This is a genomic window from Sulfurovum aggregans (genome assembly GCF_055385215.1).
This window is the reverse complement of sequence record NZ_AP042387.1, coordinates 1,286,038-1,309,459: the sequence shown is the minus strand read 5'-3', so window position 1 is coordinate 1,309,459 and position 23,422 is coordinate 1,286,038. Positions and strand designations below refer to the sequence as shown.

Annotated in this window: 24 protein-coding genes; 19 read left to right on the top strand and 5 right to left on the bottom strand. The window is 36.1% G+C overall.

Annotation, left to right across the window (positions count from 1 at the left end; all coding sequences use genetic code 11):
• Positions 1-58 precede the first annotated feature (58 nt).
• From ACZ48W_RS06665 to ACZ48W_RS06620, 10 genes are all read left to right on the top strand, one after another.
• Complete coding sequence (locus ACZ48W_RS06665; RefSeq protein WP_464830475.1) at positions 59-739, top strand: IS1595 family transposase; 681 nt, start codon at positions 59-61, stop codon at positions 737-739.
• Positions 740-840: 101 nt separating this feature from the next.
• Positions 841-1,122 carry a hypothetical protein gene (locus ACZ48W_RS06660; protein ID WP_464827558.1) on the top strand — a complete coding sequence of 94 codons (282 nt, stop codon included), beginning with the start codon at positions 841-843 and terminating at the stop codon, positions 1,120-1,122.
• Positions 1,122-2,000: an NADH-quinone oxidoreductase subunit B family protein gene (locus ACZ48W_RS06655; protein ID WP_464827557.1), complete on the top strand. Its 879-nt coding sequence runs from the start codon at positions 1,122-1,124 to the stop codon at positions 1,998-2,000. Before ACZ48W_RS06660 ends, ACZ48W_RS06655 begins: the two co-directional genes overlap by 1 nt.
• Positions 1,997-2,500 (top strand): NADH-quinone oxidoreductase subunit C, encoded by a 504-nt coding sequence (locus tag ACZ48W_RS06650; protein WP_464827556.1) that lies wholly within the window; start codon positions 1,997-1,999, stop codon positions 2,498-2,500. The genes ACZ48W_RS06655 and ACZ48W_RS06650 overlap by 4 nt, the downstream gene beginning before the upstream one ends.
• Positions 2,467-3,594 (top strand): hydrogenase large subunit, encoded by a 1,128-nt coding sequence (locus tag ACZ48W_RS06645; RefSeq protein ID WP_464827555.1) that lies wholly within the window; start codon positions 2,467-2,469, stop codon positions 3,592-3,594. The genes ACZ48W_RS06650 and ACZ48W_RS06645 overlap by 34 nt, the downstream gene beginning before the upstream one ends.
• Before the next feature lie 9 nt (positions 3,595-3,603).
• Complete coding sequence (locus tag ACZ48W_RS06640; protein WP_464827554.1) at positions 3,604-4,113, top strand: 4Fe-4S dicluster domain-containing protein; 510 nt, start codon at positions 3,604-3,606, stop codon at positions 4,111-4,113.
• Positions 4,113-4,451, top strand: coding sequence for a hydrogenase maturation nickel metallochaperone HypA/HybF (locus ACZ48W_RS06635; protein WP_464827553.1), 339 nt, complete (start codon positions 4,113-4,115; stop codon positions 4,449-4,451). Before ACZ48W_RS06640 ends, ACZ48W_RS06635 begins: the two co-directional genes overlap by 1 nt.
• Positions 4,451-5,902, top strand: coding sequence for an FAD-dependent oxidoreductase (locus ACZ48W_RS06630; RefSeq protein ID WP_464827551.1), 1,452 nt, complete (start codon positions 4,451-4,453; stop codon positions 5,900-5,902). The genes ACZ48W_RS06635 and ACZ48W_RS06630 overlap by 1 nt, the downstream gene beginning before the upstream one ends.
• A 34-nt stretch (positions 5,903-5,936) precedes the next feature.
• On the top strand, positions 5,937-6,539 hold the full coding sequence (locus tag ACZ48W_RS06625) for a TetR/AcrR family transcriptional regulator (RefSeq protein ID WP_464827550.1): 603 nt from the start codon (positions 5,937-5,939) through the stop codon (positions 6,537-6,539).
• Between the two features lie 16 nt (positions 6,540-6,555).
• Positions 6,556-6,921: a NifB/NifX family molybdenum-iron cluster-binding protein gene (locus ACZ48W_RS06620; RefSeq protein WP_464827548.1), complete on the top strand. Its 366-nt coding sequence runs from the start codon at positions 6,556-6,558 to the stop codon at positions 6,919-6,921.
• 76 nt (positions 6,922-6,997) lie between these two features.
• On the opposite strand, the gene ACZ48W_RS06615 is transcribed toward ACZ48W_RS06620, so the two are convergent.
• The 4 genes from ACZ48W_RS06615 to ACZ48W_RS06600 form a co-directional block, all read right to left on the bottom strand.
• Positions 6,998-7,270, bottom strand: a complete 273-nt coding sequence (locus tag ACZ48W_RS06615; protein ID WP_464827547.1) for an IS3 family transposase — start codon at positions 7,268-7,270, stop codon at positions 6,998-7,000.
• 47 nt (positions 7,271-7,317) lie between these two features.
• On the bottom strand, positions 7,318-7,590 hold the full coding sequence (locus ACZ48W_RS06610) for a transposase (protein ID WP_464827546.1): 273 nt from the start codon (positions 7,588-7,590) through the stop codon (positions 7,318-7,320).
• Positions 7,591-7,711: 121 nt separating this feature from the next.
• On the bottom strand, positions 7,712-9,529 hold the full coding sequence (gene typA, locus ACZ48W_RS06605) for a translational GTPase TypA (protein ID WP_464827545.1): 1,818 nt from the start codon (positions 9,527-9,529) through the stop codon (positions 7,712-7,714).
• A 63-nt stretch (positions 9,530-9,592) separates the two neighbouring features.
• Entirely contained in the window at positions 9,593-10,696 is a 1,104-nt protein-coding gene (locus ACZ48W_RS06600; RefSeq protein WP_464827544.1) for a deoxyguanosinetriphosphate triphosphohydrolase, read from the bottom strand.
• Between the two features lie 78 nt (positions 10,697-10,774).
• On the opposite strand from ACZ48W_RS06600, the gene ACZ48W_RS06595 reads away from it, so the two are divergent.
• The gene (locus ACZ48W_RS06595; RefSeq protein WP_464827543.1) at positions 10,775-11,605 is read left to right on the top strand and encodes an FAD-dependent thymidylate synthase; all 831 of its coding nucleotides are present in this window, start codon (positions 10,775-10,777) and stop codon (positions 11,603-11,605) included.
• A 10-nt stretch (positions 11,606-11,615) separates the two neighbouring features.
• Positions 11,616-13,337, top strand: coding sequence for a L,D-transpeptidase family protein (locus tag ACZ48W_RS06590; protein WP_464827541.1), 1,722 nt, complete (start codon positions 11,616-11,618; stop codon positions 13,335-13,337).
• A 187-nt stretch (positions 13,338-13,524) separates the two neighbouring features.
• Here the strand turns inward: ACZ48W_RS06590 and ruvC are convergent, their stop codons facing one another.
• The gene (gene ruvC, locus ACZ48W_RS06585; RefSeq protein ID WP_464827540.1) at positions 13,525-14,007 is read right to left on the bottom strand and encodes a crossover junction endodeoxyribonuclease RuvC; all 483 of its coding nucleotides are present in this window, start codon (positions 14,005-14,007) and stop codon (positions 13,525-13,527) included.
• Positions 14,008-14,172: 165 nt separating this feature from the next.
• Here ruvC and dnaA point away from each other — a divergent pair, with 165 nt between their 5' ends.
• From dnaA to ACZ48W_RS06550, 7 genes are all read left to right on the top strand, one after another.
• Complete coding sequence (gene dnaA, locus ACZ48W_RS06580) at positions 14,173-15,507, top strand: chromosomal replication initiator protein DnaA (protein ID WP_464827539.1); 1,335 nt, start codon at positions 14,173-14,175, stop codon at positions 15,505-15,507.
• A gap of 171 nt (positions 15,508-15,678) precedes the next feature.
• Positions 15,679-16,746, top strand: coding sequence for a DNA polymerase III subunit beta (gene dnaN / locus ACZ48W_RS06575; protein WP_464827538.1), 1,068 nt, complete (start codon positions 15,679-15,681; stop codon positions 16,744-16,746).
• Between the two features lie 18 nt (positions 16,747-16,764).
• Entirely contained in the window at positions 16,765-18,396 is a 1,632-nt protein-coding gene (locus tag ACZ48W_RS06570) for a CTP synthase (protein ID WP_464827537.1), read from the top strand.
• Complete coding sequence (gene recJ / locus ACZ48W_RS06565) at positions 18,397-19,980, top strand: single-stranded-DNA-specific exonuclease RecJ (protein ID WP_464827535.1); 1,584 nt, start codon at positions 18,397-18,399, stop codon at positions 19,978-19,980.
• A 149-nt stretch (positions 19,981-20,129) separates the two neighbouring features.
• On the top strand, positions 20,130-21,593 hold the full coding sequence (locus ACZ48W_RS06560) for an NAD(P)/FAD-dependent oxidoreductase (RefSeq protein ID WP_464827534.1): 1,464 nt from the start codon (positions 20,130-20,132) through the stop codon (positions 21,591-21,593).
• 20 nt (positions 21,594-21,613) lie between these two features.
• Positions 21,614-22,084, top strand: a complete 471-nt coding sequence (locus tag ACZ48W_RS06555) for a c-type cytochrome (RefSeq protein ID WP_464827533.1) — start codon at positions 21,614-21,616, stop codon at positions 22,082-22,084.
• A 139-nt stretch (positions 22,085-22,223) separates the two neighbouring features.
• The gene (locus tag ACZ48W_RS06550; RefSeq protein ID WP_464827531.1) at positions 22,224-23,360 is read left to right on the top strand and encodes a cytochrome b/b6 domain-containing protein; all 1,137 of its coding nucleotides are present in this window, start codon (positions 22,224-22,226) and stop codon (positions 23,358-23,360) included.
• Positions 23,361-23,422: the final 62 nt, after the last annotated feature.

Genomic DNA, 23,422 nt, shown 5'->3' with positions numbered 1-23,422 from the left:
TTATTTAATTTGGGTCTAGACTAGAACAGAGGGTATAAAGTGCAAAGAAAGTACCATTATACCGATGAAAAACAAGTATATAAAAGTTGCGAAGATTTCAGAGAGTAAATTTAGGCTCATTGTAAAGTGCTTTGCTAATGATCTTTCAGCTACTCAGACAGCTAATCTTACAGGCATTAATCGTAATACTATTAACCGATACTATTCATTATTCAGAGATAGAATTGTTAAGATTCAAGAAAAGGAATCTCCTCTCTCAGGAGAGATAGAGATGGATGAGAGTTACTTTGGGGCAAGAAGAGTCAGAGGCAAAAGAGGTAGAGGTGCATCAGGGAAAACTATTGTATTTGGTTTGTTGAAACGTAATGATAAGGTCTATACGCAAATTATACCAGATGCCAAGAAAGCCACACTGCAGGCTATCATACGGGGTAAGATAGATATTCAAAGTGAAATCCATACAGATGGTTGGAAAGGCTATGATGGGTTGGTTGATATTGGATATGACAAACATTTCAGAGTCCATCATGGCAAAAATGAATTTGCTAGAGGCCATTGCCATATCAATGGTATTGAATCCTTCTGGAGTTATGCTAAAATTAGATTAGTCAAATTCAGAGGACTGGACAAAGAACACTTTAATACGCATCTCAAAGAGTGTGAGTTTAGGTTCAATCATAGAGGTGAAGATTTATACAAAATTTTGTTGAAAATCTTCAGAAAAGAACCCCTGAACTAGTCTAGACCCTTAATTTAATAGTACCTTCCCCCCTTTTCCCCCCTTTTCCCCCTTTTGTTTTATTATATTTCGTGAGAGCAAAAATATAAAAGGAGGAAATTGTGAATGAAACATGTATACGGATGTATTGTGAATCTGAAGGTAGATGTCATGGAATTGTTTTAGTTTTTTTTAATGAAGACCAAAAAGAAAAAATATTGTCTAAAGCGGATGAATTATCACATAGACACAGAGTTATCCCTGATATTTCTATTCGTAAAATAAATAATTATGGAGAGGTATTTATAGAGTTTTATGATGATTATCATCATGAGGGTGCCTGTTTTTTTGAAGATTTGGTAGAAGCACTTGATGCAAAATTATGTGATTGTGAGGATTTATAATGGGTAAAGTTATTCCTAAAGTATTTAGAATAAATACAGGAAGCTGTAATGGCTGTGATGTTGAGTTTGTTGCTGCTGCTTTTGTAGAAAAGTATGGAGTTGCAGCACTAGAGCCAGAATTGGTTGAAAATGTTGAAGATGCAAATCTTATAGTGGTAACTGGACCACTTACTGCTAGAAGTGAGCCATTTATGAGAGCTGCTTTAAGCAAGGTAAAAAAACCTTTTGTGGTTGTAGGGATTGGGACTTGTTCTATTAGTAGTGGGATTTTTAGAGATTCTTATGCTATTAATGGACCTACTGATAAGTTTGTAGAGGTGCATGTAAATGTAGCAGGTTGTCCACCAAGACCAGAATCAGTAGCAGAAGGTATCGCAAAAGGTGCAAAGGTATTAGAGCATCTTTTAAAAGGTGAAGCAATCCCTAATAAAATAGATACAATTTTTAAAGATTTTTCTGCACCTGAGAGTTTTAGAGGTAGAGTTGATTTAAATGCCGATGAATGTACTGCTTGTAGAACTTGTGAGATTGTATGCCCTTCAAATGCTATAAAAATCACAAAACAAGGTGATAAGTTTATCCATGAGATTTGGCATAATAGTTGTTGTTATTGTGGGAACTGTTCATTTTTCTGTCCTACTGGAGCTATATTTAATACAAATAGTTTCGATACTGCAAAACTACAAAATGAAAAATACACTGATGTAAATAGAGCTGAGATCTCTTACTCAACTTGTAAAGAGTGTGGAGAAAAATTCAAAGCTCCTACAGATGGATTGTTAAGCAAAGCTTACAATGAAAAAAATATCAAAAAATTAGATGCAACCCTTTGTCCATCTTGTAGAAAAATAGAAAATTTCAAAAGGATTTATGCATGAATATAGAAGAGTTTAACAATGCTATTAAGACAAAAGTTAGTGGCAAATATGATATAAAAGATGATGTAGATAGTTATGGTAACTCAAATTTTTGGGTGAAATTACAATGCAAAAAAGATATTGAAGTTGTAGCAAAAGCTATCAAAGCTTATAAAGGTAGATGTGTAGTTGCAACTGCTTATAAAAATGATGACGATACTCATACAGTAGTATATCATTTTGATTTAGACGGAACTATTGTAAATGCAGAGCTTCATACAGATGATGCTACAACAGTTTCTGTTACTCCTATTTTACCAAGTGCAAACTGGGCAGAGCGAGAGATGAGAGAGATGTTTGGAGTTGAGCCTATAGGACACCCTTGCAAAGATAGATTATTTTTGGATTATAGTATCGCAAAAGGGGTGCTAAATGATTATATCCCACTATCAAAAATGCAACTGGGAGTTAGTGATAGTGATGTGATGTGGCAAAAAGTAAAAGAGGGGGCAAAAGCATGAGTGAAAAAATAGAAATTGGGCCATTTCATACAGAACTTGAAGAGTCTGTATATTTTAAACTAGAAGTTGATGAGAATAGAATTGTTCAAAATGTTGAAATAGTAAATGGTTTTGAGCATAGAGGTATGGAGTCACTAGTTACTAGCAAAAACTTTATGCAAAATCTTATTTTGACTGAGAGAGTTTGTTCGCTTTGTTCAAATAATCACCCTTTTACTTATGCATTAGCAGTTGAGAGAATTTCTGGGACAAAAGTGCCACTTAGGGCTGAAGCTTTAAGGGTAGTTGCAGATGAAGTAAAAAGGGTAGCTTCAAATCTATTTAACCTAAGTATGCTAACACATTTGGTTCATGACCACGACCTTATGAAAGAGACTATGGAAACAAGAGAGCATATGCAAGACCTAAAAGAGATCATCTGGGGAAATAGAATGGATGTGAGTGCCAACACACTTACAGGGGTAAAATATGACTTAGATGATGAGAAAGTAAAACTTATTTTAGATACTTTAAAAATAGTTGAGCCAAAAATCAAAAAACTAAGAGAAAAATATACAAATAGTCAAAAAATAGTTGAAAGAACAAAAGGTGTAGGGGTATTGCCAAGAGATAAAGCCCTAGAGATTGGAGTAACAGGACCAGTTGCAAGAGGAAGTGGAGTAAATAATGATGTAAGGGTAAAAGCTCCATATAGCTACTATGCAATCAAACCAGAAATTAGACCAAATGTTGAGCTTAGTTTACAAAATGATGGTGATGTTTATAGCAGAGCAATGGCTAGATTTGGTGATAGTGTAGAGGCTATTAGAATTATCAAAGAGATAGTAAATGATTTGCCAAGTGGAAAAGTGATACTTGAAAAACGACCACATATCCCTGCTGGTGAAGCGGTTGTGCGAACTGAAGCTCCAAGAGGTGAGCTAATATATTATCTACAAACAGATGGTAGTCAAAAACCAAAAAGAATGAGATGGAAAGTTCCTACATATACCAACTGGGAAGCACTAAAAGTTATGATAATAGGTGATAGTGTAGATGATGTTACTTTGATATTTAATAGTATAGATCCATGTATTTCGTGTACAGAGAGATAGAGGTAAGTTATGAGTGATAAAAACAATAGATTTATATATGCAGACCCAAATAAGTGTATAGGGTGTATTAGTTGTGAATTAGCTTGTAGTGCTAGTCATATGGGATTGGATGTCGATACTGTTTATGAGATGAAATTAGCTGGTAAAGAAGTAGCACCATCACGAAACAAAGTTGTAAAAATAGATGGTAAAACTGCTCCAATGCAATGTATGCAATGTCTTGATGCACCTTGTCTGGAAGCTTGTCCTATAGATATTATTAAATTTGAAGATGATTTAGTAAGATATTATGAGAGTGATTGTATAGGGTGTGGAAGTTGTGATATGGTGTGTCCTTATGGTGCAGTTGTTATGGCAAAAAATACAAAAAGTGATGCTCCTATTTCACAAATGGTAGCACTAACTTGTGATCTATGTGGAGGAGAAGCTGGAGATCAAGCTTGTATCAATATATGTCCAACAGATGCAATATTGCTCATAGATTATGACAAATTTAAAACAATGATGAGTCAAAAATAATGCATGAGTATTCTGTAGTTATGTCTATGGTTGATGTTTGCGAGAAAAGCTCTAAGGGTAAAAAAATATCTAAAGTAGTAGCAAACATTGGCAAAATGAGCGGGGTTGAACCACCTTTTTTAAAAGAGAGCTTTGATGTATTTAAAGAGGGAACTTTATGCGAAGAAGCTACTTTAGAAATGAATATCATAGATATAACAATACAGTGTAACGATTGCAAAAAAGAAGCTTTAGTTGATAGTTATAATTTTTATTGTCCATATTGCAAAAGTGGAGATACAAAAGTTTTAACTGGTCAAGAAATGCATATAGATTATATAGAGTTAAAGGATGAGTAATGGATAGAAAAATTGTTAAGAAAAAAACAAATTATCTAAAAGTAAAAAAAGAGACCCCTAGAAAAAGGGATGCGGCAAAAAGAAAAGTGGATTTTAATCCAACTTACTTTCTTTTTAACCAAGAAGAGGCAGGTATACAGTCAGAGCGTTGTCTTAAGTGTCCTGTTGACCTATTTAAGGGAATGGACGGAGAGTTTAGTTTCTGCAGAACGGGCTGTCCGTTAGAGAATAAGATTCCACTCTGGATAGAGGCAACAAAAAAGGGAGATATTAAAAAGGCATTTGAGCTTAGCAATGAAATTTCTCCTTTTCCAGAGATATTAGGAACAGTTTGTCCACATGATAATCTCTGTCAAGGTGGTTGTACCATTTCAAAAACAGAGAGCGGCTCTGTAACGATTGGTGCGATTGAGGTTTTCTTGAATGAGCAGGCATTTAAAATGGGTCTTAAACCAGATTATGGTGAGAATAGTCCAAAAATTGGCAAAAAAGTAGCTATTATCGGTAGCGGTCCTGCCGGTATGAGCTGTGCAACATTTTTGCTTCGTGGCGGAGTTGATGTAGATATGTTTGAGAAATCAGACAGACCAGGTGGACTTTTAACCTATGGTATCCCAAACTTCAAGATCAGCAAAGATGTGATTTTAAGAAGATTTAGATGGATGCAAGAGGCTGGTATGCACCTAAATTTAGAGTCTTATATTGATTCTCCAGAGCAGATAAAAGAGATGCTTGATGAGTATGATGCGATTTTTGTAGGAGTTGGTGCGCCAAAAGGTAGAGGTGCAAGAATGAAAAACGAAGATGCACATGGTGTTTATCAAGTTATGGATATCTTAACACACGCTCAAAAAGGTGTATTTGAGACATTCTATGAGAATATTCTAAAAGATAAAAATGTTATTGTTATCGGTGGTGGAGATTCTGCCATGGATGCCCTGAGAACCTCTGTCAGAATGGGTGCAAAGTCTGTTAAATGTGCTTACAGAAGAGACGAAGCAAATATGCCAGGAAGCAACAAAGAGGTTGTGAATGCTCGTGAAGAGGGTGTTCTATTTGAGTTTCATACAGCACCCAAAGAGGTAATTGTAGACAGAGGTAACCATGTGAAAGGGTTGATTTGTCAAAAGACAGAACTTGGTGAGCCTGATGAGAATGGAAGAAGAAGATTAAGTGTCATAGAGGGAAGTGATTTTGAGATAGAGTGCGATGTGATCATTCTTGCACTTGGTTTTGATAATCAGGAGTTCTCATGGTACAGTATAGCAGAGATCAATACCGGAAAATGGGGTGATATTTTAGTTGATGAAGACAAAAGAACATCAAATAGAAGAATCTTTGCCGGTGGTGATGCAGTACGAGGTGCTGACCTCGCCGTAACATCGGCAGCAGATGGGCGCATTGCGGCACTTTCAATGTTAAAAGATTTCAAAGAAAACAATATAAAATAATCTATAGAATTTATAAAGAGGTAACAAATCGCACATGGTCCGTAAAATTAAAAAGAAAAACGATATTTTATTATCCGCATTAAAACTTTTTTCAAAAAAAGGTTTTTATAATACCTCTATAGCTGAAATTTCAGGATATATGGGAATTAGTGTAGGAAATATTTATAACTATTTCCCATCAAAAAAGAGTTTGGCAAAAGCTTCTATAAAGTTTGTTACAGGAAAATTGGCTATGGAATTACGATTTATTAATGCACAACAAATTAGCCCTAAAGACAAAATTAATAATTTTGTCAGTGTCTATTTTAATTTTATTCAAAAAAATCCGGAAATGATTGAATACTTTTTTAGGGTATACCTATCAAACAGAGAGCTCTTCTGTGATGATAAGGATTGTGGTTTTTCTTTAGCAAAAGAGTTTATAGATGAAGTTGAAAAGCTTATAAATACTGGGGTAGCTATTGGTGAATTTCAAGAGCAGGATTTTTATATAACTTTTTCATTAATTAGTGGAATTTTAGGTGCTATGACTTTCTTAAGCGGAGAAGGAGTTTTAGAAGATAATTTAGATATTTATATTGATGATGTATCTTCTACTCTTTACAAAGCTCTTTCTTGTCAGACAATATCAAATTAAAAAAGGAGAACTTATAATGAGATTGATTTTCCCAACAGATGAAAACATGGGGTTTTTAAGTAAAAGAGGTGCTCATTTTGGTAAAGCTAAGTATTATACCATTATTACTCTTGATGGTACCAAAATATTAACTGTAGAAAGTATAAAAAATCAAGGACATCAAGAAGGAGGATGTGGTAACGCAGTGTCTAATATTATGAATTTAAAGCCTGATGCCTTAATTGTTTCAGGTATTGGAAATTCCCCTGCTAAAGGTTTTGCTCAAGCAGGATTAGATTTATACTTTGATCAAAACTCCCTAACAATAAAAGAAAGTATTGAACTATTCCTTTCTGGTAAATTAAAAAAAAGTAAAGGTATGGGGACCTGTTCAACACATTAAGAGACTGTTCACAAATTTGTGTCATCCAATAGTTGAGTGAATTATTATAATGCCCCCTAAAATCTAAGACATTGCTTCAGTAAGATTTATTTTTTATAGGAAAATCAACTGTACCTGTACCATAAAGCTTCTGAAGCTTCATCAATCTTGCCACTCTCTTTTTATTGACTTTAATACCCAGTTCTATGAGATCTTTATGAATATTTCTATAGCCATAGGTACGATTACTCAGAACATAGGATTCTTCAATTTTTTTCAGAAGTTCCTTATTCTCTTTGGCTCTTGGAGATTCAGGCTCTTTCAGCCAAGCATAATAACCGCTTGGATGCACTTTCAGGACTTTACACATCCTCCTGAAGGGATATTCCAAAGCATGGGTACGAATGAACGCGTACTTCAGCTTTGGTGTTTTGCAAAGTACGCGACGGCCTTTTTTAAAATGTCCCGCTCTTCCGTTACTCGCTTAAGTTCTTTCTTTAACCGGAGGATCTCTTGGTGTTTCTCGTCCTGTATTTTATGGGGCATCGGATCATTGAATTGCTTGATCCATTTACTCAGTGAATAGGGATGCACTCCCAGTCTTTCCACTGTCTCCTTGATACTGTAATCATTTTCCGAAACTTGTTTAACTGCTGCTTCTTTGAACTCATCTGTATAGCGTGCCGGCATTACTTTTACTCCTTTACTGCCTCTTCTATTATTGTACTCAATCAGCGCGTAAAAAAGTGTCTATAGTTTTGGGGTCATTCCACATACCCCATCCGATCAAAGATATAGTGAAATAAAAGAACTATTTTGCGTTCTTTTTGTCTCTGGCTGCTCTTTTTCTTACCACTGGGTCAAGTGACTTCTTACGAATCCTAATACTCTCAGGTGTGATCTCGATAAGTTCATCATCTTCTATCCATTCCATTGCTGATTCAAGTGTGATCTGTCTTGGCGGAACAAGTTTGATGGCATCATCTGCACCCGAAGTTCTCATGTTTGTAAGTTGTTTCCCTTTAAGTGGGTTCACATCCAAGTCACCCGGTCTTGCAGACTCACCGATGACCATACCTGAATAGACTTTATCTTGAGGTTTGATGAAAAGTGTTCCTCTTGCCTGAAGGTTGAAGATAGAAAACGCAACAGCTTCACCATTATCCATAGAAACAAGTGCACCCGGTGTACGGCTTACCACTACACCAGAATAAGGTCTGTACTCAATGAATGAGTGGTTCATAATACCTTCACCTTTAGTATCTGTCAAGAATTCAGATCTGAATCCGATAAGTCCTCTTGCAGGAATTTCAAACTCTATTCTTACTGTACCGTCCGGCATTGGTGTAAGTGAAGTCATTTCTGCTTTTCTTTTACCAAGTTTTTCAATAGCAACACCCTGGAACTCTTCTGGAACATCTACAACAAGATGTTCAAATGGCTCCATTTTTACACCATTTTCTTCTTTTACCACAACTTCAGGACGTGCAAGAAGGAACTCAAATCCTTCTCTTCTCATATTTTCTGCAAGAATACCGATCTGAAGTTCACCACGACCCGAAACTTTAAATGATGCATCACCAAGAGGCTCCATACGCATTGCGATGTTCGTTTCCATCTCTTTTTCAAGTCTCTCTTGAATTTTGTTAGAAGTAACGTGTTTACCTTCTGTACCGGCCAAAGGACCGTCATTTACCGACATGATAACTGAAAGTGTAGGCTCTTCAACATGCATAGGATCAAGCGCTACCGGGTTTTTTGGATCACAGATAGAGTCACCCACATCAATATCGTTGAATCCTGCGATCGCTACGATATCACCAGCTTCTGCTTCCTGGATCTCCATACGCTCAAGACCTTTAAATCCGATAAGCTTGGAGATACGGCTTTTTGTTTTCTCCCCTGAAGCTTTTACAAGTACATACTCATCACCTTTTTTCACTTTACCGTTAAAGATACGTGTAATACCGATACGACCAACAAAGTTGTCAGAATCAAGTGTAAATACCTGTGCTTGTGTATCAGCATCTGGTGAACCAACTGGATATGGTACTTTTTCGATGATCGCTTCAAAAAGCGGTGTCATGTCTTTGTTTTCATCTTCCATTTCCCATTTTGCATAACCATCTCTAGCTGCTGCATAAAGTACTGGGAATTCAAGTTGCTCTTCGTTTGCTTCAAGTGCAACAAGAAGGTCGAACATTTCATCAAGAACTCTGTCCGGCTCTGCACCATCTTTGTCAATTTTATTGATAACAACTACCGGAATAAGTCCAAGTGCAATTGCTTTTTTAAGTACGAATTTAGTCTGTGGCATAACACCTTCTTGTGCATCAACAAGCATAAGTACGCCGTCCACCATTTTAAGTACACGCTCTACCTCTCCACCAAAGTCGGCGTGACCCGGAGTGTCTATAATGTTGATCTTGTGGTCACCATAGGTAATAGCTGTATTTTTAGAAAGGATCGTGATCCCTCTTTCTTTTTCGATAGCATCAGAGTCCATCGCTCTTTCTTGTACCTCTTGGTGTGCTTCATATGTTCCGCTTTGTTGAAGCAGTTGATCAACAAGTGTTGTTTTACCGTGGTCAACGTGTGCAATAACGGCAATGTTTTTAATTTTTTGCATAAAATGTCCTAAAGTTAAGGTCTGAACCTTAATAATTTTCGCGAATTATACCCAAATTTTCTTCTATAATGAAAACCCGTACATTTCATGATAGGTTTTCATCGCATATCTGTCTGTCATATCTGCAATATAATCTGCAATTACACGCTCTTTGTTGCGTACCTCAAAAAGCTCTTTTTGGTGTGGCGGTAAAAGATCTATATCTTCAGTAAATGCCATATATAGTCCTTTGATACACTGTTTCCCCGCATACATTTTACGTACTATTTTCTCATGTCTGTAGAGTTTGAAAAAAAGCAATTTCTTAAGCTTTTTAAGTTCTGTTTGGGTCTGTTTTGAAAAACCTGCCGGCACGGGTGATTTTGCATCCAAAGTCGCCACAATAGGCAAATCTTTACGATGTTTTTTAACACCCTCTTTTGAGTTTTCTATAAAATCTTCTACCAGCAACTTAATAAGTCCTGCAACAAAGCGATGGCGGTAAAGTTTTTCACCTCTTTGAATACCTTCTTTTTGTACCATCTCATCTACTCTGAGACAAAGTGCGTCTTCCAGCAGATCATCAAAAGTAATGAGTCCGTATTTAATGCCGTCATCAATGTCATGTGAAGTATAGGCTATCTCATCTGCATGGTCCACCACCATGGCTTCAAGTGAAGGATGTTTATCTAAGTTAAAGCATACATCCAAATCCTCCAAAAAAGATTTTTTATAGGGATAGGAGTGTTTCAGAACACCCTCCAGTGTGGCAAAAGTAAGATTCAGTCCATCAAAATCTTTATAGCGTTTTTCCAGTTTTGTCAATACCCTGAAAGACTGAAAATTATGTTCAAATCCTAACTGATGCCCATCAGCTTTAAGCAATGTATCGAGCTCATCCCCTCCTACATGACCAAAAGGTGTATGCCCCAGGTCATGTGAAAGTGCAATGACTTCTGCGAGTGTTTCATTGAGTTCAAGCATACGGGAAAGTGTTCGTGCGATCTGACTTACTTCAAGCGAATGGGTTAAACGTGTACGAAAGTAATCTCCTTCATGATTTAAAAAAACTTGCGTTTTATATTCCAAACGTCTAAATGAGCTACAGTGGAGTACTCTATCCCGGTCTCTTGCATAAGGATCTCTAAAATCCTCTTCAAAACTAAAAAATCTTTCATTTGCCTGCATTACTATAGTATCCTGACTAACAATTTATTATATAAAAATATTTGCTATAATTGTATCTAAATTATAATGGAGTCTCCTATGCAAATGTATCATATTGAGTATGAAAAACCTACTGTAACACTGCTACAAGAGAGTGGTCTTGGGGTTGCCGAAATAGCTGCAAGAACCTGTTATGACAGTTTTGAGAACTCTGAGAATGAGTGTGTGAAGCATGCCATGACAAATATGGATACAAATGCCATTAACAGCATTGAAAATTCTGATCTGCTTTCCAATCTTGCATGGGTGCATCATCATCATTCCATTATAGAACATGCTACATTGAGTTTTTTGATACAGGGGACTTCAAGAGGTGTACTCCAGGAACATGCCAGACACAGACTCCAGGCTATTTCTGTACGAAGCACACGCTATACAATGTCAAATGTCATCAACGCATTCGTTGCTTCTTTTGAAGCAGAAGACAGCTTTACATTCTTCTTGGAAAAACTGCTTGGATTCAATCTTTTTGTGATCTCCGATCAAGCGTATCTTGCCATAGAGATCCGTGCAATCTATGACAAATTGTTGTTTCAGTATCATAAAGACAATACATTTGTCAACAATGCTGTAGCAAAATCTTCTCTTCCTTTCCTTGAAGAACATAAAGGCAATGCTGAAGCTCTTTTTGAAGCATTACAATGTGGCAAGAAAAAAAGAAATGTGGGTGATGGGTTTAAACACATCGTCTCTGATAACTGGAAGGTCGATATGGTAGTCACTTTTAACATACGGAGTCTCAAAAATTATTTTGATCTGAGAGATTCAGGCGCAGCATGGTTTCAGATACAGTGGCTTGCCGAGGCGATGAAAGAAGTCACTCCCAAAAAATATCTGAAACTGATCGATAAAAAATACAGAGATGTATAAGGAAACTTTTTTGAAAAACATAAAATTATTTTTACTCTTTCTCTTCATTCAATTTTCTGCATATGCACAAACATTGAGTATAGAAAATATCAGCACCAATATAAAAAATACTCTTCCTACACATCTTAAAGGTCAAAATAAAGATATCATCCAAAATATCTATGCACAGACTGAGAACAGACCTTTATGGATAGGAAGCCTGAATAAAAAAAAATTGAGTCAGCTCATTCAGGCGCTGAATGATCCTCTTTTTAATTATAAGAACAAACCTTTTGACCAAAAAGCGATCAAACATCTTTTTTTTCTTCTCGATAATAATGATATAACCCCTGGCAAACAAGCTGCTGTTTATGCAAGACTTGATCTGATGCTTACAAATTCTATGGTACGCCTGGTACGTTTCATCGTACAGGGTGATGTGGATTGGAATTTGGTACAAAAGAAATTCAAAGCACTGAAAGAGAGTGACGATATTGAAGTAAATTGGGAAATGTCACCTAAAACATTTCCCAACCAGGACCAACTTGTTTCTGCTATCGTTGAGGGAAATATCTATACATATCTGACTTCACTCATCCCTATGGAAAAACGGTACAGAAAATTAGTAACTCTTTTGAAGAACTATCGTGTCATGGATAAATTCCCAAAGATCAAATACAGCAATACCCCTTTAAAATTAGGAGACCGGTCTGACCGTATCCTGCAGATCAAAAAACGCCTTCAGATTTCCGGTGACTACCCAAAAAGTGCTCCATTGGATAAAAAATTCGATACTGCACTTCAAAATGCCGTGATCACGTATCAAAAACGGTATCTGCTTAAAGTGGACGGTATGGTCGACAAGGTAATGACCTACTATCTAAATCAGCCTGCAAAGAAAAATATACAAGCCATTATCACGAACCTGGATAAAACCAAACTCTATCCGAAACACTTTGAAGATGAGTATATTGAAGTCAATATTCCCGACTTTAATCTACGTTACTATAAAGATGGTCTAAAGATCATGAAAATGGGTATTGTTGTGGGCCGTATAGACAGACCTACACCACTTTTTGATGACAAGATAGAATACATGGTGATCAACCCTACATGGACCATTCCTGATAATCTTATTAAAAGAGATCTGATCCATGTACTCAGAGAAAATCCTATGTATCTGAAAGAGAATAATATTCATGTCTTTTCCGGGAAAAAAGAGATAGAAATTACCCAGGAAATGCTTGACCCTTATGAAAAAAGTGACAAACGTGTACCGTACCGTTTCGTACAGTTTCCCGGAGATAACAATGCCCTGGGCCGTATTAAATTCATGTTCCCCAACAAATATGCTGTATATCTCCATGATACCGATAACAAAACGCTGCTTACAAGACGTTACAAGATCTACAGTTCAGGATGTATGAGGGTTGAGAAACCTTTTGAGTTAATGGATGTATTGCTTGAACATGCCAAAGAGAATTATTCCCGCGATGATATAGAAGAGATCATTGCTACAAATAAACCCACTACTGTAAGATTACGTAAATCCATCCCTGTACATATACTCTATTTTACAGTCTATGAAGAGGATGGACTGGCCTATTTTAAAAATGATATCTATCTGTATGACAAGATCATAGAAGAATCTGTTGAAGGCCATAAAAAATCTACTTTTTCCATACCTGAAAAACGTATGATCTCAGTAAAGAAAAATGGGCAAATTAAAAAAGGTGAACAGATAAAACCATAATAATCTGTTTTGCCGCTCTGGATCCATTTTGTTTTATGCCCAAGGCATTTTCTCCTGCCTGTCAGGACAACACTCTGATTTCACCCCTATAAACAACAAACTAGTGTCATTTCTCAATAATCTCCGTCAGTGGTTGCAAGCGACATCACTTTTGGTTACGACCCTATAAACGACAAACCAGTATCATTTATTTAACGGGTCTCATCTTTACTCTTTGCAGATGTGTCAATGCAATAGCCATTGCATCTGTAATATCAAGCGGTTTGATCTCTTTTTTAATACCCAGTAATCTTTTTACCATAAATGCAACTTGCTCTTTGGCTGCCTTACCGTTTCCTGTGACTGCTTTTTTCACTTGTAAAGGAGTATATTCATAAAAATATCCTACTTCCTGAAGTATTTTCAGAGAAAGTGCACCTCTGAATTGTGCAAGCTTTAAAACCGATTTCGGATTATAGGCAAAAAAGATATCTTCAATGGCCACTTCATCTATTTGATGTGCCTTTAAAATGAGATCAATTCCCTCAACAAGCTCGACTATCTGTTCCTGCAGCTCTTTGGTCTTGATTTTAAGCAAACCTGCCTCAACAAGTGAAAACTTTTTCCCATCCCAATATAGTATGCAATACCCTAAATTACGGCTTCCAGGGTCTATTCCTAAAATATTCATTCACACCTTTGTTCACATAGTGAATAAAATTATTCAACTCTGTTTGATACCCTTATTTTAGCTTATATTAGCTAAAATACCGGAAGTTATTCACATTAAGAATTTGAATACTTTCAAAATGTGAAAATCTGTTCACACATTTAAAAATATCAAGGATAGTATAAGATGAATATCGGACAAAAAGTACTTTTTGAACTCAAAAAAGAGATCAGTGAAACAGAATATGAACGCTATATTAAAAAATTGATCTATGATACCAAACGTTCAAGAAGTAATATTGCCTATTTCAATGCACCCAATATGCTTATAGCAAAATGGGTCAAAACAAAATATACCGAAAAACTGATGCATCTTTTTGAACTTCAAAATGAGGTCAAACCTGAAATAGAAATTACCGTAGGAAAACAGACAAAACAAACCTCTGTAGCAACACTCAAACAAAGCAGTGAAAAAAGCAGTTCCAAAAGTACCTACCTGAACCCCTCCCTTACCTTTGACAGTTTCATTGTAGGTGACTCTAACCAATTTGCATATACTACAGCAAAGTCAGTCGCAGAAAAACCCGGAAAACAATATAATCCGCTCTTTATCTATGGTGGTGTAGGATTGGGTAAAACCCATCTGCTTCAAGCTATTGGTAATTATCATATAGACTTGGGGAAAACTGTTATCTATACCACTCTTGAACAATTCATGAATTCATTTACTTCCCATCTGCGTTCCCAGACCATGGACCGATTCAGAGATAAATTCAGAGAATGCGATCTACTGCTTATCGATGATATACAGTTTTTAAGCAGAAAAGAACAGACCCAGGAAGAGTTCTTTCATACCTTTAATGAACTCTATAATGCCAATAAACAGATCGTTATCACTTCAGACAGACAGCCCAATAAGATCGCCGGATTGGTCGACAGACTCAAAAGCCGTTTCGAATGGGGACTTATGGCAGATATTCAACCTCCGGGACTTGAAACAAAAATTGCTATTATCCAAAAAAAATGTGAATTGGATGGTATCAAACTGGGGAATGAGATCGTTAACTATATCGCTACACATATGGGAGACAATATACGAGAAATAGAAGGAACAATCATCAAGCTGAATGCACTCTCTTCGATGCTCAATCAGGAGATCACTTTGGATTTTGCACAAAATGCTATTAAAGATCAACTCAAAGAGAAAAGAGAGAACGTAACCATTGATGATATTGTTAAGATCGTCTCTAAAGAACTCAATATAAAACCTTCTGATATCAAGTCAAAAAAACGTACAAAAAATGTTGTCAATGCAAGAAGAACCGCTATTTATCTGGCCCGTAATCTTACACCCAATTCTATGCCTCAAATCGCTCTGTATTTCGGTATGAAAGACCATACGGCTATCTCTCATGCTATGAAAAAAATCAACGAAATTATAGATAATGATGAGAACTTTAAAGTATTATTGGAAGAACTCTCAAATAAAATTCATACTGATACACAAAATCTTGAGAATTGACTTATAAAACTTGAATAAAAAAAAGATATAATTTTAAAAGTGAATAAATGTGAATGTTTAAAAAAAATTAAACACACATAAAAGAACGGCAACACGGACAATAAGATGGTTTTTCACATTTTCATGTTGAACTACTACTACGTACTAAATTATTAAAAATAAGGGGAGTCTATGAAGATAAGAGCACAAAAACAAATTATAGAATCAATACTCATCAATCTGCAACCTTTTTTAGAAAAAAAAGATGCTAGCCAGATCACTTCACATATATTGTTCAACACACAGAACGATAAATGCATCGTAAAGGCTACTGATGGAGAGATCGGTCTAAAGATCGTTACTGACCATATTGTCATCGAATCAGAAGGTTCTTTTACTGCAAATGGTAAAAAACTGCTTGATATTATCCGTATATTGAAAGATGATGAGATTGTTTTAGAAATGTTGGACAATACATTGGTCATAAAACAAAAACACTCTAAATTTAAATTACCGACATTTGATCCTCATTCATATCCTGCTTTTCCAACCATAGAAGATAAACCCCAAATTACTTTGGATTCCTTAAGCCTTATTCAAAATCTTAAAAAAATATCTCCTGCTATAGATACAAATAATCCGAAATTTGAATTGAACGGTGCTCTTATCAATATTAAAAATGATTCTACAGATCTTGTAGGTACAGATACACGTAGACTGGCTATAGCATCTATTCCCGGAAACAATAATCAGGAACTTTCTTTAATTGTTCCTAAAAAAGCTATTTTGGAAATACAAAAACTGTTTTTGGATCAGATCGATATTTTCTTTGATGAAACAAATCTTATTATTACAAATGAGAACTATTTTTTCTATACACGTCTTATTAACGGTAAATTCCCGGATTATCAGAGAATCGTTCCTTCTACAGTCAAACATTCAATTACTCTTCCTAAAAAAGAGATGATCGATGCTATTAAAATGATTACTACAATCTCCCAGGAGATCAAAATGACACTTCTTTCCGATGTGATTATTTTTAACTCTTTAAGTGCAGATAATGTAGAAGCAAAAACCGAGTTAGAGATCAATACCGGTTTAAATGAAAAATTTGAATTAAGTTTTAACAGTAGATATATTTTGGATTTCATTTCACAGATCGATAAAAATGAGTTTACTATAGAATTTAATGAACCAAGTTTGCCGTTTATCGTAAAAGACGACAATTTTATTACAATTATTATGCCAATCGTTGCATAGATCAAAGGGAAAAGTTAGATGAGTGAAAATAAAACAAAATATATTTTTGTTACAGGTGGTGTTCTCAGTTCATTGGGAAAAGGAATTACAGCAGCAAGTATAGGTACACTTCTTAAACATACAGGACAGAGAGTAGGTGTACTTAAATTGGATCCTTATATCAATGTAGATCCGGGAACTATGTCCCCATTGGAACATGGTGAAGTTTTTGTAACCAAAGATGGGGCAGAAACAGATCTTGACTTAGGACACTATGAAAGATTTTTAGATACTTCACTGACCCAGAACAATAACTTTACAACAGGTTTGGTCTATAAAACAGTAATTGAAAATGAACGTAAAGGTAAATATCTTGGTAAAACGATCCAAGTGGTTCCTCATATTGTAAATGAAATAAAAGAACGTATTGTCCGTGCAGGAGAGGGTAAAGATATTCTTATTGTAGAACTTGGAGGAACAACAGGTGATATTGAAGGTCTGCCTTTTCTGGAAACGATCCGACAAATGAAACATGAACTTGGAAAATCCAATGTAATGAATGTACATGTGACACTGCTTCCTTATATCAAAGCAGCAGGTGAACTTAAAACAAAACCGACACAACATTCAGTTCAGGAACTCAGACGTATAGGTATTGCTCCCCATATGCTGGTACTCAGAGCAGAAGTACCTGTATCGACTGAAATCAAACGAAAGATCGCTTACAGTTGTGATGTAGATGAAGAGTCGGTTATTGTTGCTGAAGATGCATCAACAATCTATCAGGTACCTCTTAATTTTTTAAGACAGGATATTCTTACACCTATCTGTAAACAATTGGATCTCGACAATTGTCAACCCAAGATGGAAGAGTGGACTGATTTGGTACATAAGATCATTATGCCAAGTGATGAAGTAAAAATAGCATTTGTCGGAAAATATCTTGATCTCAAAGAGTCTTACAAATCATTGACGGAGGCTCTTATACATGCAGGTGCACATCTTGACAGCAGGGTGAATATTAAATGGGTGGACAGTGAAAAAGTTGAAGAAGAAGGTGCAGCAAAATTCCTGAATGACTGTGACGGTATTTTGGTTGCAGGGGGTTTTGGAGAACGGGGTATAGAAGGAAAGATACAGGCGATCCAGTATGCCAGAGAAGAGAAGATACCTTTCCTCGGTATTTGTCTCGGTATGCAGCTTTCTATGATAGAATTTGCCAGAAATGTACTTGGGCTTAAAGATGCAAATTCTGTAGAATTTGATGAAAATACACCTGATCCGCTTATTTATCTTATTGATGAATTTATTGATGCCGGTGGAGCAAAACAGATAAGAACAACGACTTCTCCTATGGGAGGAACACTTAGACTCGGTGAATATGAATGCGAGACAAAAGAAGGTTCAAATCTCAGGGCAGCATATGATTCGGGTATGATCTATGAAAGACACAGACACCGATATGAAGCCAACCCCAGTTATAGAAAAGCATTGGAAGCCAATGGTATGGATATTACAGGTGAGTCACATGGGCTTATTGAGGCAGTAGAGGTTGTAGACCATCCATGGTTCCTGGGTGTACAGTTCCATCCTGAATTCACTTCAAGACTGCAAAATGCAAATCCTGCTATTTTGGCATTTGTAAAAGCATCTATGGAACAAAAAAAATAGATGTATCCAACCATAACGCCTAAAGCGTTAGAAACACTTCTGAATACACGTTTCAAAGAGGGGTTCCTCTCTTTGAAGGATCTTCCCCATCCTTCTCTTTTTAAAGATATGGACAGAGCAACCACACGTATTGTCTCTGCAATCAAGAACAGGGAAAAGATCACTATTATCGGTGATTATGATGTTGACGGTGTCACTTCTACCACACTGATGAAACTTTTTTTTGATGAGATAGAGTATCCTGTAGAGTGGATCATCCCCAATCGTTTTAAAGATGGTTATGGACTCTCTGCGAATATTATTCCCCGTATACAGGGAACAGATCTGGCTATTACAGTGGATAACGGTATTTCAGCAGTCTATGCAGCAAAACTTTGTCGGGAACAGGGGATTGAGCTTATTATTACAGATCATCATCTTCTTGCACCGGAAGTACCGGAGGCCTATGCCATTATAAACCAAAAACAAAATGAGTGTACTTTCCCATTTTCTGATGTATGTGGTGCACAGATCGCCTGGTATCTGATAGCTTCTCTAAAAAATGCTTTGGATATAAAGATCAATATGATGGAATATCTGGAGTTGGTTTCCATTGCTATTATTGCAGATATGATGCCACTGCAGCATATTAACAGAGCCATGGTTGTTGCAGGGATAAAAGCACTTGAAAAAAGTACTAAACCTGCTATAAAGGCTTATTTGGAACATAGTCAAAAAAGTGAACTGTCTTCAGAAGATATTGCTTTTTTCCTCGCACCGCTGCTTAACAGTGCCGGACGTATGGAAGATGCTTCATTTGCAGTAGACTTTTTGAGTTCTACAAATATTTATGATGCCAGAGTAAGGTTGGAACGCCTTATTGATTTCAATACACTTAGAAAAACAACAGAACAAGAGATAACACAAAAAGCAATGATGCAGGTAAAAGAGGAAGATGATATCATTGTAGTAGCAGGGGAAGAGTGGCATGAGGGTGTTGTCGGTATTGTTGCTGCCAGAGTAGCACGAGCATGTGAAAAACCTTGTATTGTACTGACACAAAGTAATGAGGGTTTACTCAAAGGAAGCGGTAGAAGCTTTGGTAACTGTGATCTTTTTAGTATTGTTGATAATTGCAGGGAATATCTGGAGAAGTTTGGCGGACATCAGGCGGCCATAGGTTTGAGTATGCATAAAAATCAGTTAAAAGTGTTTAAAAAGAAATTACAAGCAAGTTATCTCAATGGTAATTATCTTAAAGAAGAGCTTGATCCTGAGATAGTAGGTGAATTGCATTTTTCTAATATTAGTTTTGATTTGACTAGGCTGGTTAAAAAATTTGAACCTTATGGACAAGGAAATCCTACACCGAAATTTATTTCAAAAAATGTAGAAATACTTCAATCAGATACTATGGGTAAAGAGGGTGAACATATACGTTTCTCTTTTGCACAAGAGGGTCTTGTAATGCAAGGTGTGAAGTTTAAAACTAAAGAAGTGTTTGAAGTAGGAGCTAAAGTGGATATTGTTTATACGGTGAATGAAAATCATTTCAGAGGCAATGTTACATTACAGATTATTGTAGATAAGATAATAGTACAATAATAAAAATAGTATTTTTATAAAAGAATTATTATATTAGATTATAATAAATATTTGTATAAATAGTATAAATAATATTTATTATATTTTTAATAAATATTTATATTAATTTATGTAAAATACACGACTATGAACAATATAAAGGAGTAGTTTTGGATAAAAAAATGCTAAAAGAGGGCATGGAACTCATCGATGCACATTTCAAAAATGAAGGTATCTCACGCCGTGATGCGATGAAGATGTTTGGTACAGGTGGTGCTGCTATGCTTATGGCAAGCGGTGCAGCAACCCAGGCAAATGCAAGCAGCAGTGCGGCAAAAGCCAAGATATTGATTATTGGTGGAGGATTGGCCGGTATGTCAACAGCAGCAAGATTGACCAATTCTTTGGATAATCCGGATATCACTGTAATAGAACCAGGTAAGCTGGCAACTTCTTATCAGCCGGGTCAGACACTTGTAGGTGCCGGTATCTGGGAAAAAGAAGATGTAATGTATAACACTGATGATTTTATTCCAAGTGGTGTTACTGTCATTAAAGAGAAAGCGGTTGAGTTTGATCCTCAGAACAATACAGTAAAAACAAGTGGCGGAAAGACAGTCAAATATGACTATATGGTCATTGCTGCAGGACTTAAACTTGATTATGCACGTATTAAAGGTCTTGGGATCGAAAGTACGATTACTTCAACAGGAGATCACTCTCCTGTAAGTAAAGTAGTAGGTAAAAACGGGATTGCTTCTATTTATTTCCAGGAAGGTGCAAAAGATACTTGGACAGAGATGCAGAAATTCATTGCTGATGCAAAGAGCGGCAAAAAAGTAAAAGGTATCTTTACACACCCAAATACACCTATTAAATGTGGTGGAGCTCCTAAAAAGATCATGTATCTTACAGATGCAAGACTTAGAGAAGCAGGAGCAAGAGACAATGCAGAACTGACATTCTATCCGAACGGTAGTAAAATGTTTGGTGTGAAAGAGTATCATGATGCGATTGTAAATCAATTTGAAGCAAGAGATATGAAATGGAACTACAGACATAATCTTATTGCTGTGGATCCGGTGAAAAAAATTGCTACATTTAACAGACATTGGAAAGAGAAAGGTGCATGGGATGAGGATCTTGAAGAGTATTCAATTGTACCAAGAAGTGAAACAGTAGAAAAAGAGTTTGACTTCATTCATATTACACCACCGATGAAAGCAGCGGAAGAGATCGCTAATTCTCCTGTAGGTTCAGCTAAAGGATGGGTACCTGTACATAAAGAGACACTTCAGCATGTGAAGTATCCAAATGTATATGCATTGGGAGATATTGCTGCGGTGCCAATGGGTAAAACAGGTGGATCAGCTAGAAAACAATATAAAGTAGTTGTTGATAATATTATCTCTATGATGAATGGTAAAGAGCCTACAGCACAGTATGGCGGATATACAGTTTGTCCATTGATCACTAGTATTGGTACGGTTATGCTTGCAGAGTTTGATTGGAGTAAAAAACCAACTCCTTCATTCCCACTTGACCCAACAAAAGAGAGATGGATCTGGTGGCTGCTCAAAGTCTATGCACTTAAACCTATGACACAATACGGTATGCTTTCCGGTAGAGCATAAAAGAAGAGAAGGAGAAATATATGAAAAAAACAACAATTGTACTCTTATCAGTAGCAACACTTTTTGGATTGAGTGGATGTGGTAATGACATACCAAGTTCATCAGAGGCAAAAACATACAGTAAAACACCGGCAGAAGTCTATGCTCAATCATGTGTGAAATGCCATGGTAAAAATGCTGAGGGTTTAACTGAGAAAAAAACCCCTGCACTTAATGATAGACAGGCAGGTGAACTTGAGTTGGATCTTTATGATGTTAAAAACGGTGGTACGAACCAGTCTTCCGGAACAGAACATGATATTATGGAGCACAATATGCAAAAGCTTTTAGAAAAAGGATATGACTATGATCCTAAAGCAATGGCTGAGTATATTGAGAAGAGCTTCTATAAAAGAGAAGCTCCAAAAACAGCAACTCCAGTGGTTGAAACCCCTGCTCCAGCAGCAGAAACAGCTCCGGCAGAAGCTCCGGAAAGCAGTCCGGCACACTAACACTACAGGTCAGAGGAGAGAGAGTTTCTTCTCTGTATCTCCTTTCAATACTTTTGCTTATTTATCGATTTACAACTATTTTTATATTAAGTTATGATAGTCTTATGAATATTATAATTATAAATTATTGGATAATACAATGAATAAAAAATCGGGGTATGTATTTGTTTGGCCTATCGGTACCAGAATTATCCATTGGATGATGGCTTTCTCTTTTACAGCAGCATTTATCACCTCTTTTCATGAAAATATGCTACATAATCATGTAGCTTTTGGTTTTATTTTTTTCATCATTATTATCTACAGGATCATTTGGGGTATTATCGGTCCCAGATATGCAACTTTTAATACTTTTAAACTCAGACCCTCACAGTTAAAGCACTATTTTGTTGAAAAAATACAAAATAGATGGAGAAAGATACCGGCAGGGCACAATCCCGCCTCCAGTTGGTTTACTGTATGGGCATTGGGTGTCGGTACTGTTATTGTAATATCCGGACTATTGTTATATGGTATTCAAGAGGGGAAAGGTCTATTTAGAGATTTAAATAGTCAATATAGTCAATATAGTCAATATATGTTTATTTTAGATATGATCCATAAATATGCCTCTTATCTTTTTGCTGCATGGGTTGTTCTTCATATATCAGGTGTCATGGTAGAGCAGTTTTGGCATAAAACAGGAATGGTTTTTGCTATGATAACGGGATATAAAAAAATAGAGGGTGAAGATACTGAAGTTAAACCGCTATTAAGTTTTTTCTCTTATATGATGATCTTTATTGCTATTGGAACCTACTTTTTTATTATCAGCAGTAATTACAATTTTCTAACTTTACAAAAATATACCAATATTGATTATGAAGAGCTGCACCCTGTTTTTTATGAAAAATGCAGTGATTGTCATAATATCTATCCTCCTTATCTTCTTCCAAAGAGATCATGGATACGAATTATGGGTGCATTGGATAATCATTTTGGTGAAAAGATCACAGAGGCGAATATTACCAAGTCTCAACAGGCATCCATTTTAGAATTTTTAACACAAAATGCAGGGGAAAGCAGTACACGTGAAGCAGCAGTCAAAATAATGAATTCTCTTGAAAAGAGAAGACCAAAGGCCATTACAAAGACACCTTATTGGAGAGAGACACATAAGGATATTTCAAGATCAGTATTTAAAGAAAAAAAGATTAAAGACAAATCAAATTGCATAGCATGTCATAAAGATTTTGAATATGGTAATCTGGATGATATGAATATACTTTATCACTAGTATAACTATTTTGACGAAAAAACTACATAGTTTTTTAAAAAAAACGTTAATTCTTGATCTAA

Bases quoted from the DNA above. Each gene is read 5' to 3' on its own strand.
- ACZ48W_RS06620 (WP_464827548.1), top strand. From the start codon at position 6,556: ATGAGATTGATTTTCCCAACAGATGAAAACATGGGGTTTTTAAGTAAA.
- dnaA (WP_464827539.1), top strand. From the start codon at position 14,173: ATGAATATCGGACAAAAAGTACTTTTTGAACTCAAAAAAGAGATCAGT.
- ACZ48W_RS06550 (WP_464827531.1), top strand. From the start codon at position 22,224: ATGAATAAAAAATCGGGGTATGTATTTGTTTGGCCTATCGGTACCAGA.
- ACZ48W_RS06610 (WP_464827546.1), bottom strand. From the start codon at position 7,590: ATGCCGGCACGCTATACAGATGAGTTCAAAGAAGCAGCAGTTAAACAA.
- typA (WP_464827545.1), bottom strand. From the start codon at position 9,529: ATGCAAAAAATTAAAAACATTGCCGTTATTGCACACGTTGACCACGGT.
- ACZ48W_RS06635 (WP_464827553.1), top strand. From the start codon at position 4,113: ATGCATGAGTATTCTGTAGTTATGTCTATGGTTGATGTTTGCGAGAAA.
- ACZ48W_RS06595 (WP_464827543.1), top strand. From the start codon at position 10,775: ATGCAAATGTATCATATTGAGTATGAAAAACCTACTGTAACACTGCTA.
- ACZ48W_RS06555 (WP_464827533.1), top strand. From the start codon at position 21,614: ATGAAAAAAACAACAATTGTACTCTTATCAGTAGCAACACTTTTTGGA.
- ACZ48W_RS06600 (WP_464827544.1), bottom strand. From the start codon at position 10,696: ATGCAGGCAAATGAAAGATTTTTTAGTTTTGAAGAGGATTTTAGAGAT.
- ACZ48W_RS06570 (WP_464827537.1), top strand. From the start codon at position 16,765: ATGAGTGAAAATAAAACAAAATATATTTTTGTTACAGGTGGTGTTCTC.
- ACZ48W_RS06650 (WP_464827556.1), top strand. From the start codon at position 1,997: ATGAATATAGAAGAGTTTAACAATGCTATTAAGACAAAAGTTAGTGGC.
- dnaN (WP_464827538.1), top strand. From the start codon at position 15,679: ATGAAGATAAGAGCACAAAAACAAATTATAGAATCAATACTCATCAAT.
- ACZ48W_RS06655 (WP_464827557.1), top strand. From the start codon at position 1,122: ATGGGTAAAGTTATTCCTAAAGTATTTAGAATAAATACAGGAAGCTGT.
- ACZ48W_RS06625 (WP_464827550.1), top strand. From the start codon at position 5,937: ATGGTCCGTAAAATTAAAAAGAAAAACGATATTTTATTATCCGCATTA.
- ACZ48W_RS06640 (WP_464827554.1), top strand. From the start codon at position 3,604: ATGAGTGATAAAAACAATAGATTTATATATGCAGACCCAAATAAGTGT.
- recJ (WP_464827535.1), top strand. From the start codon at position 18,397: ATGTATCCAACCATAACGCCTAAAGCGTTAGAAACACTTCTGAATACA.
- ACZ48W_RS06615 (WP_464827547.1), bottom strand. From the start codon at position 7,270: ATGTGTAAAGTCCTGAAAGTGCATCCAAGCGGTTATTATGCTTGGCTG.
- ACZ48W_RS06630 (WP_464827551.1), top strand. From the start codon at position 4,451: ATGGATAGAAAAATTGTTAAGAAAAAAACAAATTATCTAAAAGTAAAA.
- ruvC (WP_464827540.1), bottom strand. From the start codon at position 14,007: ATGAATATTTTAGGAATAGACCCTGGAAGCCGTAATTTAGGGTATTGC.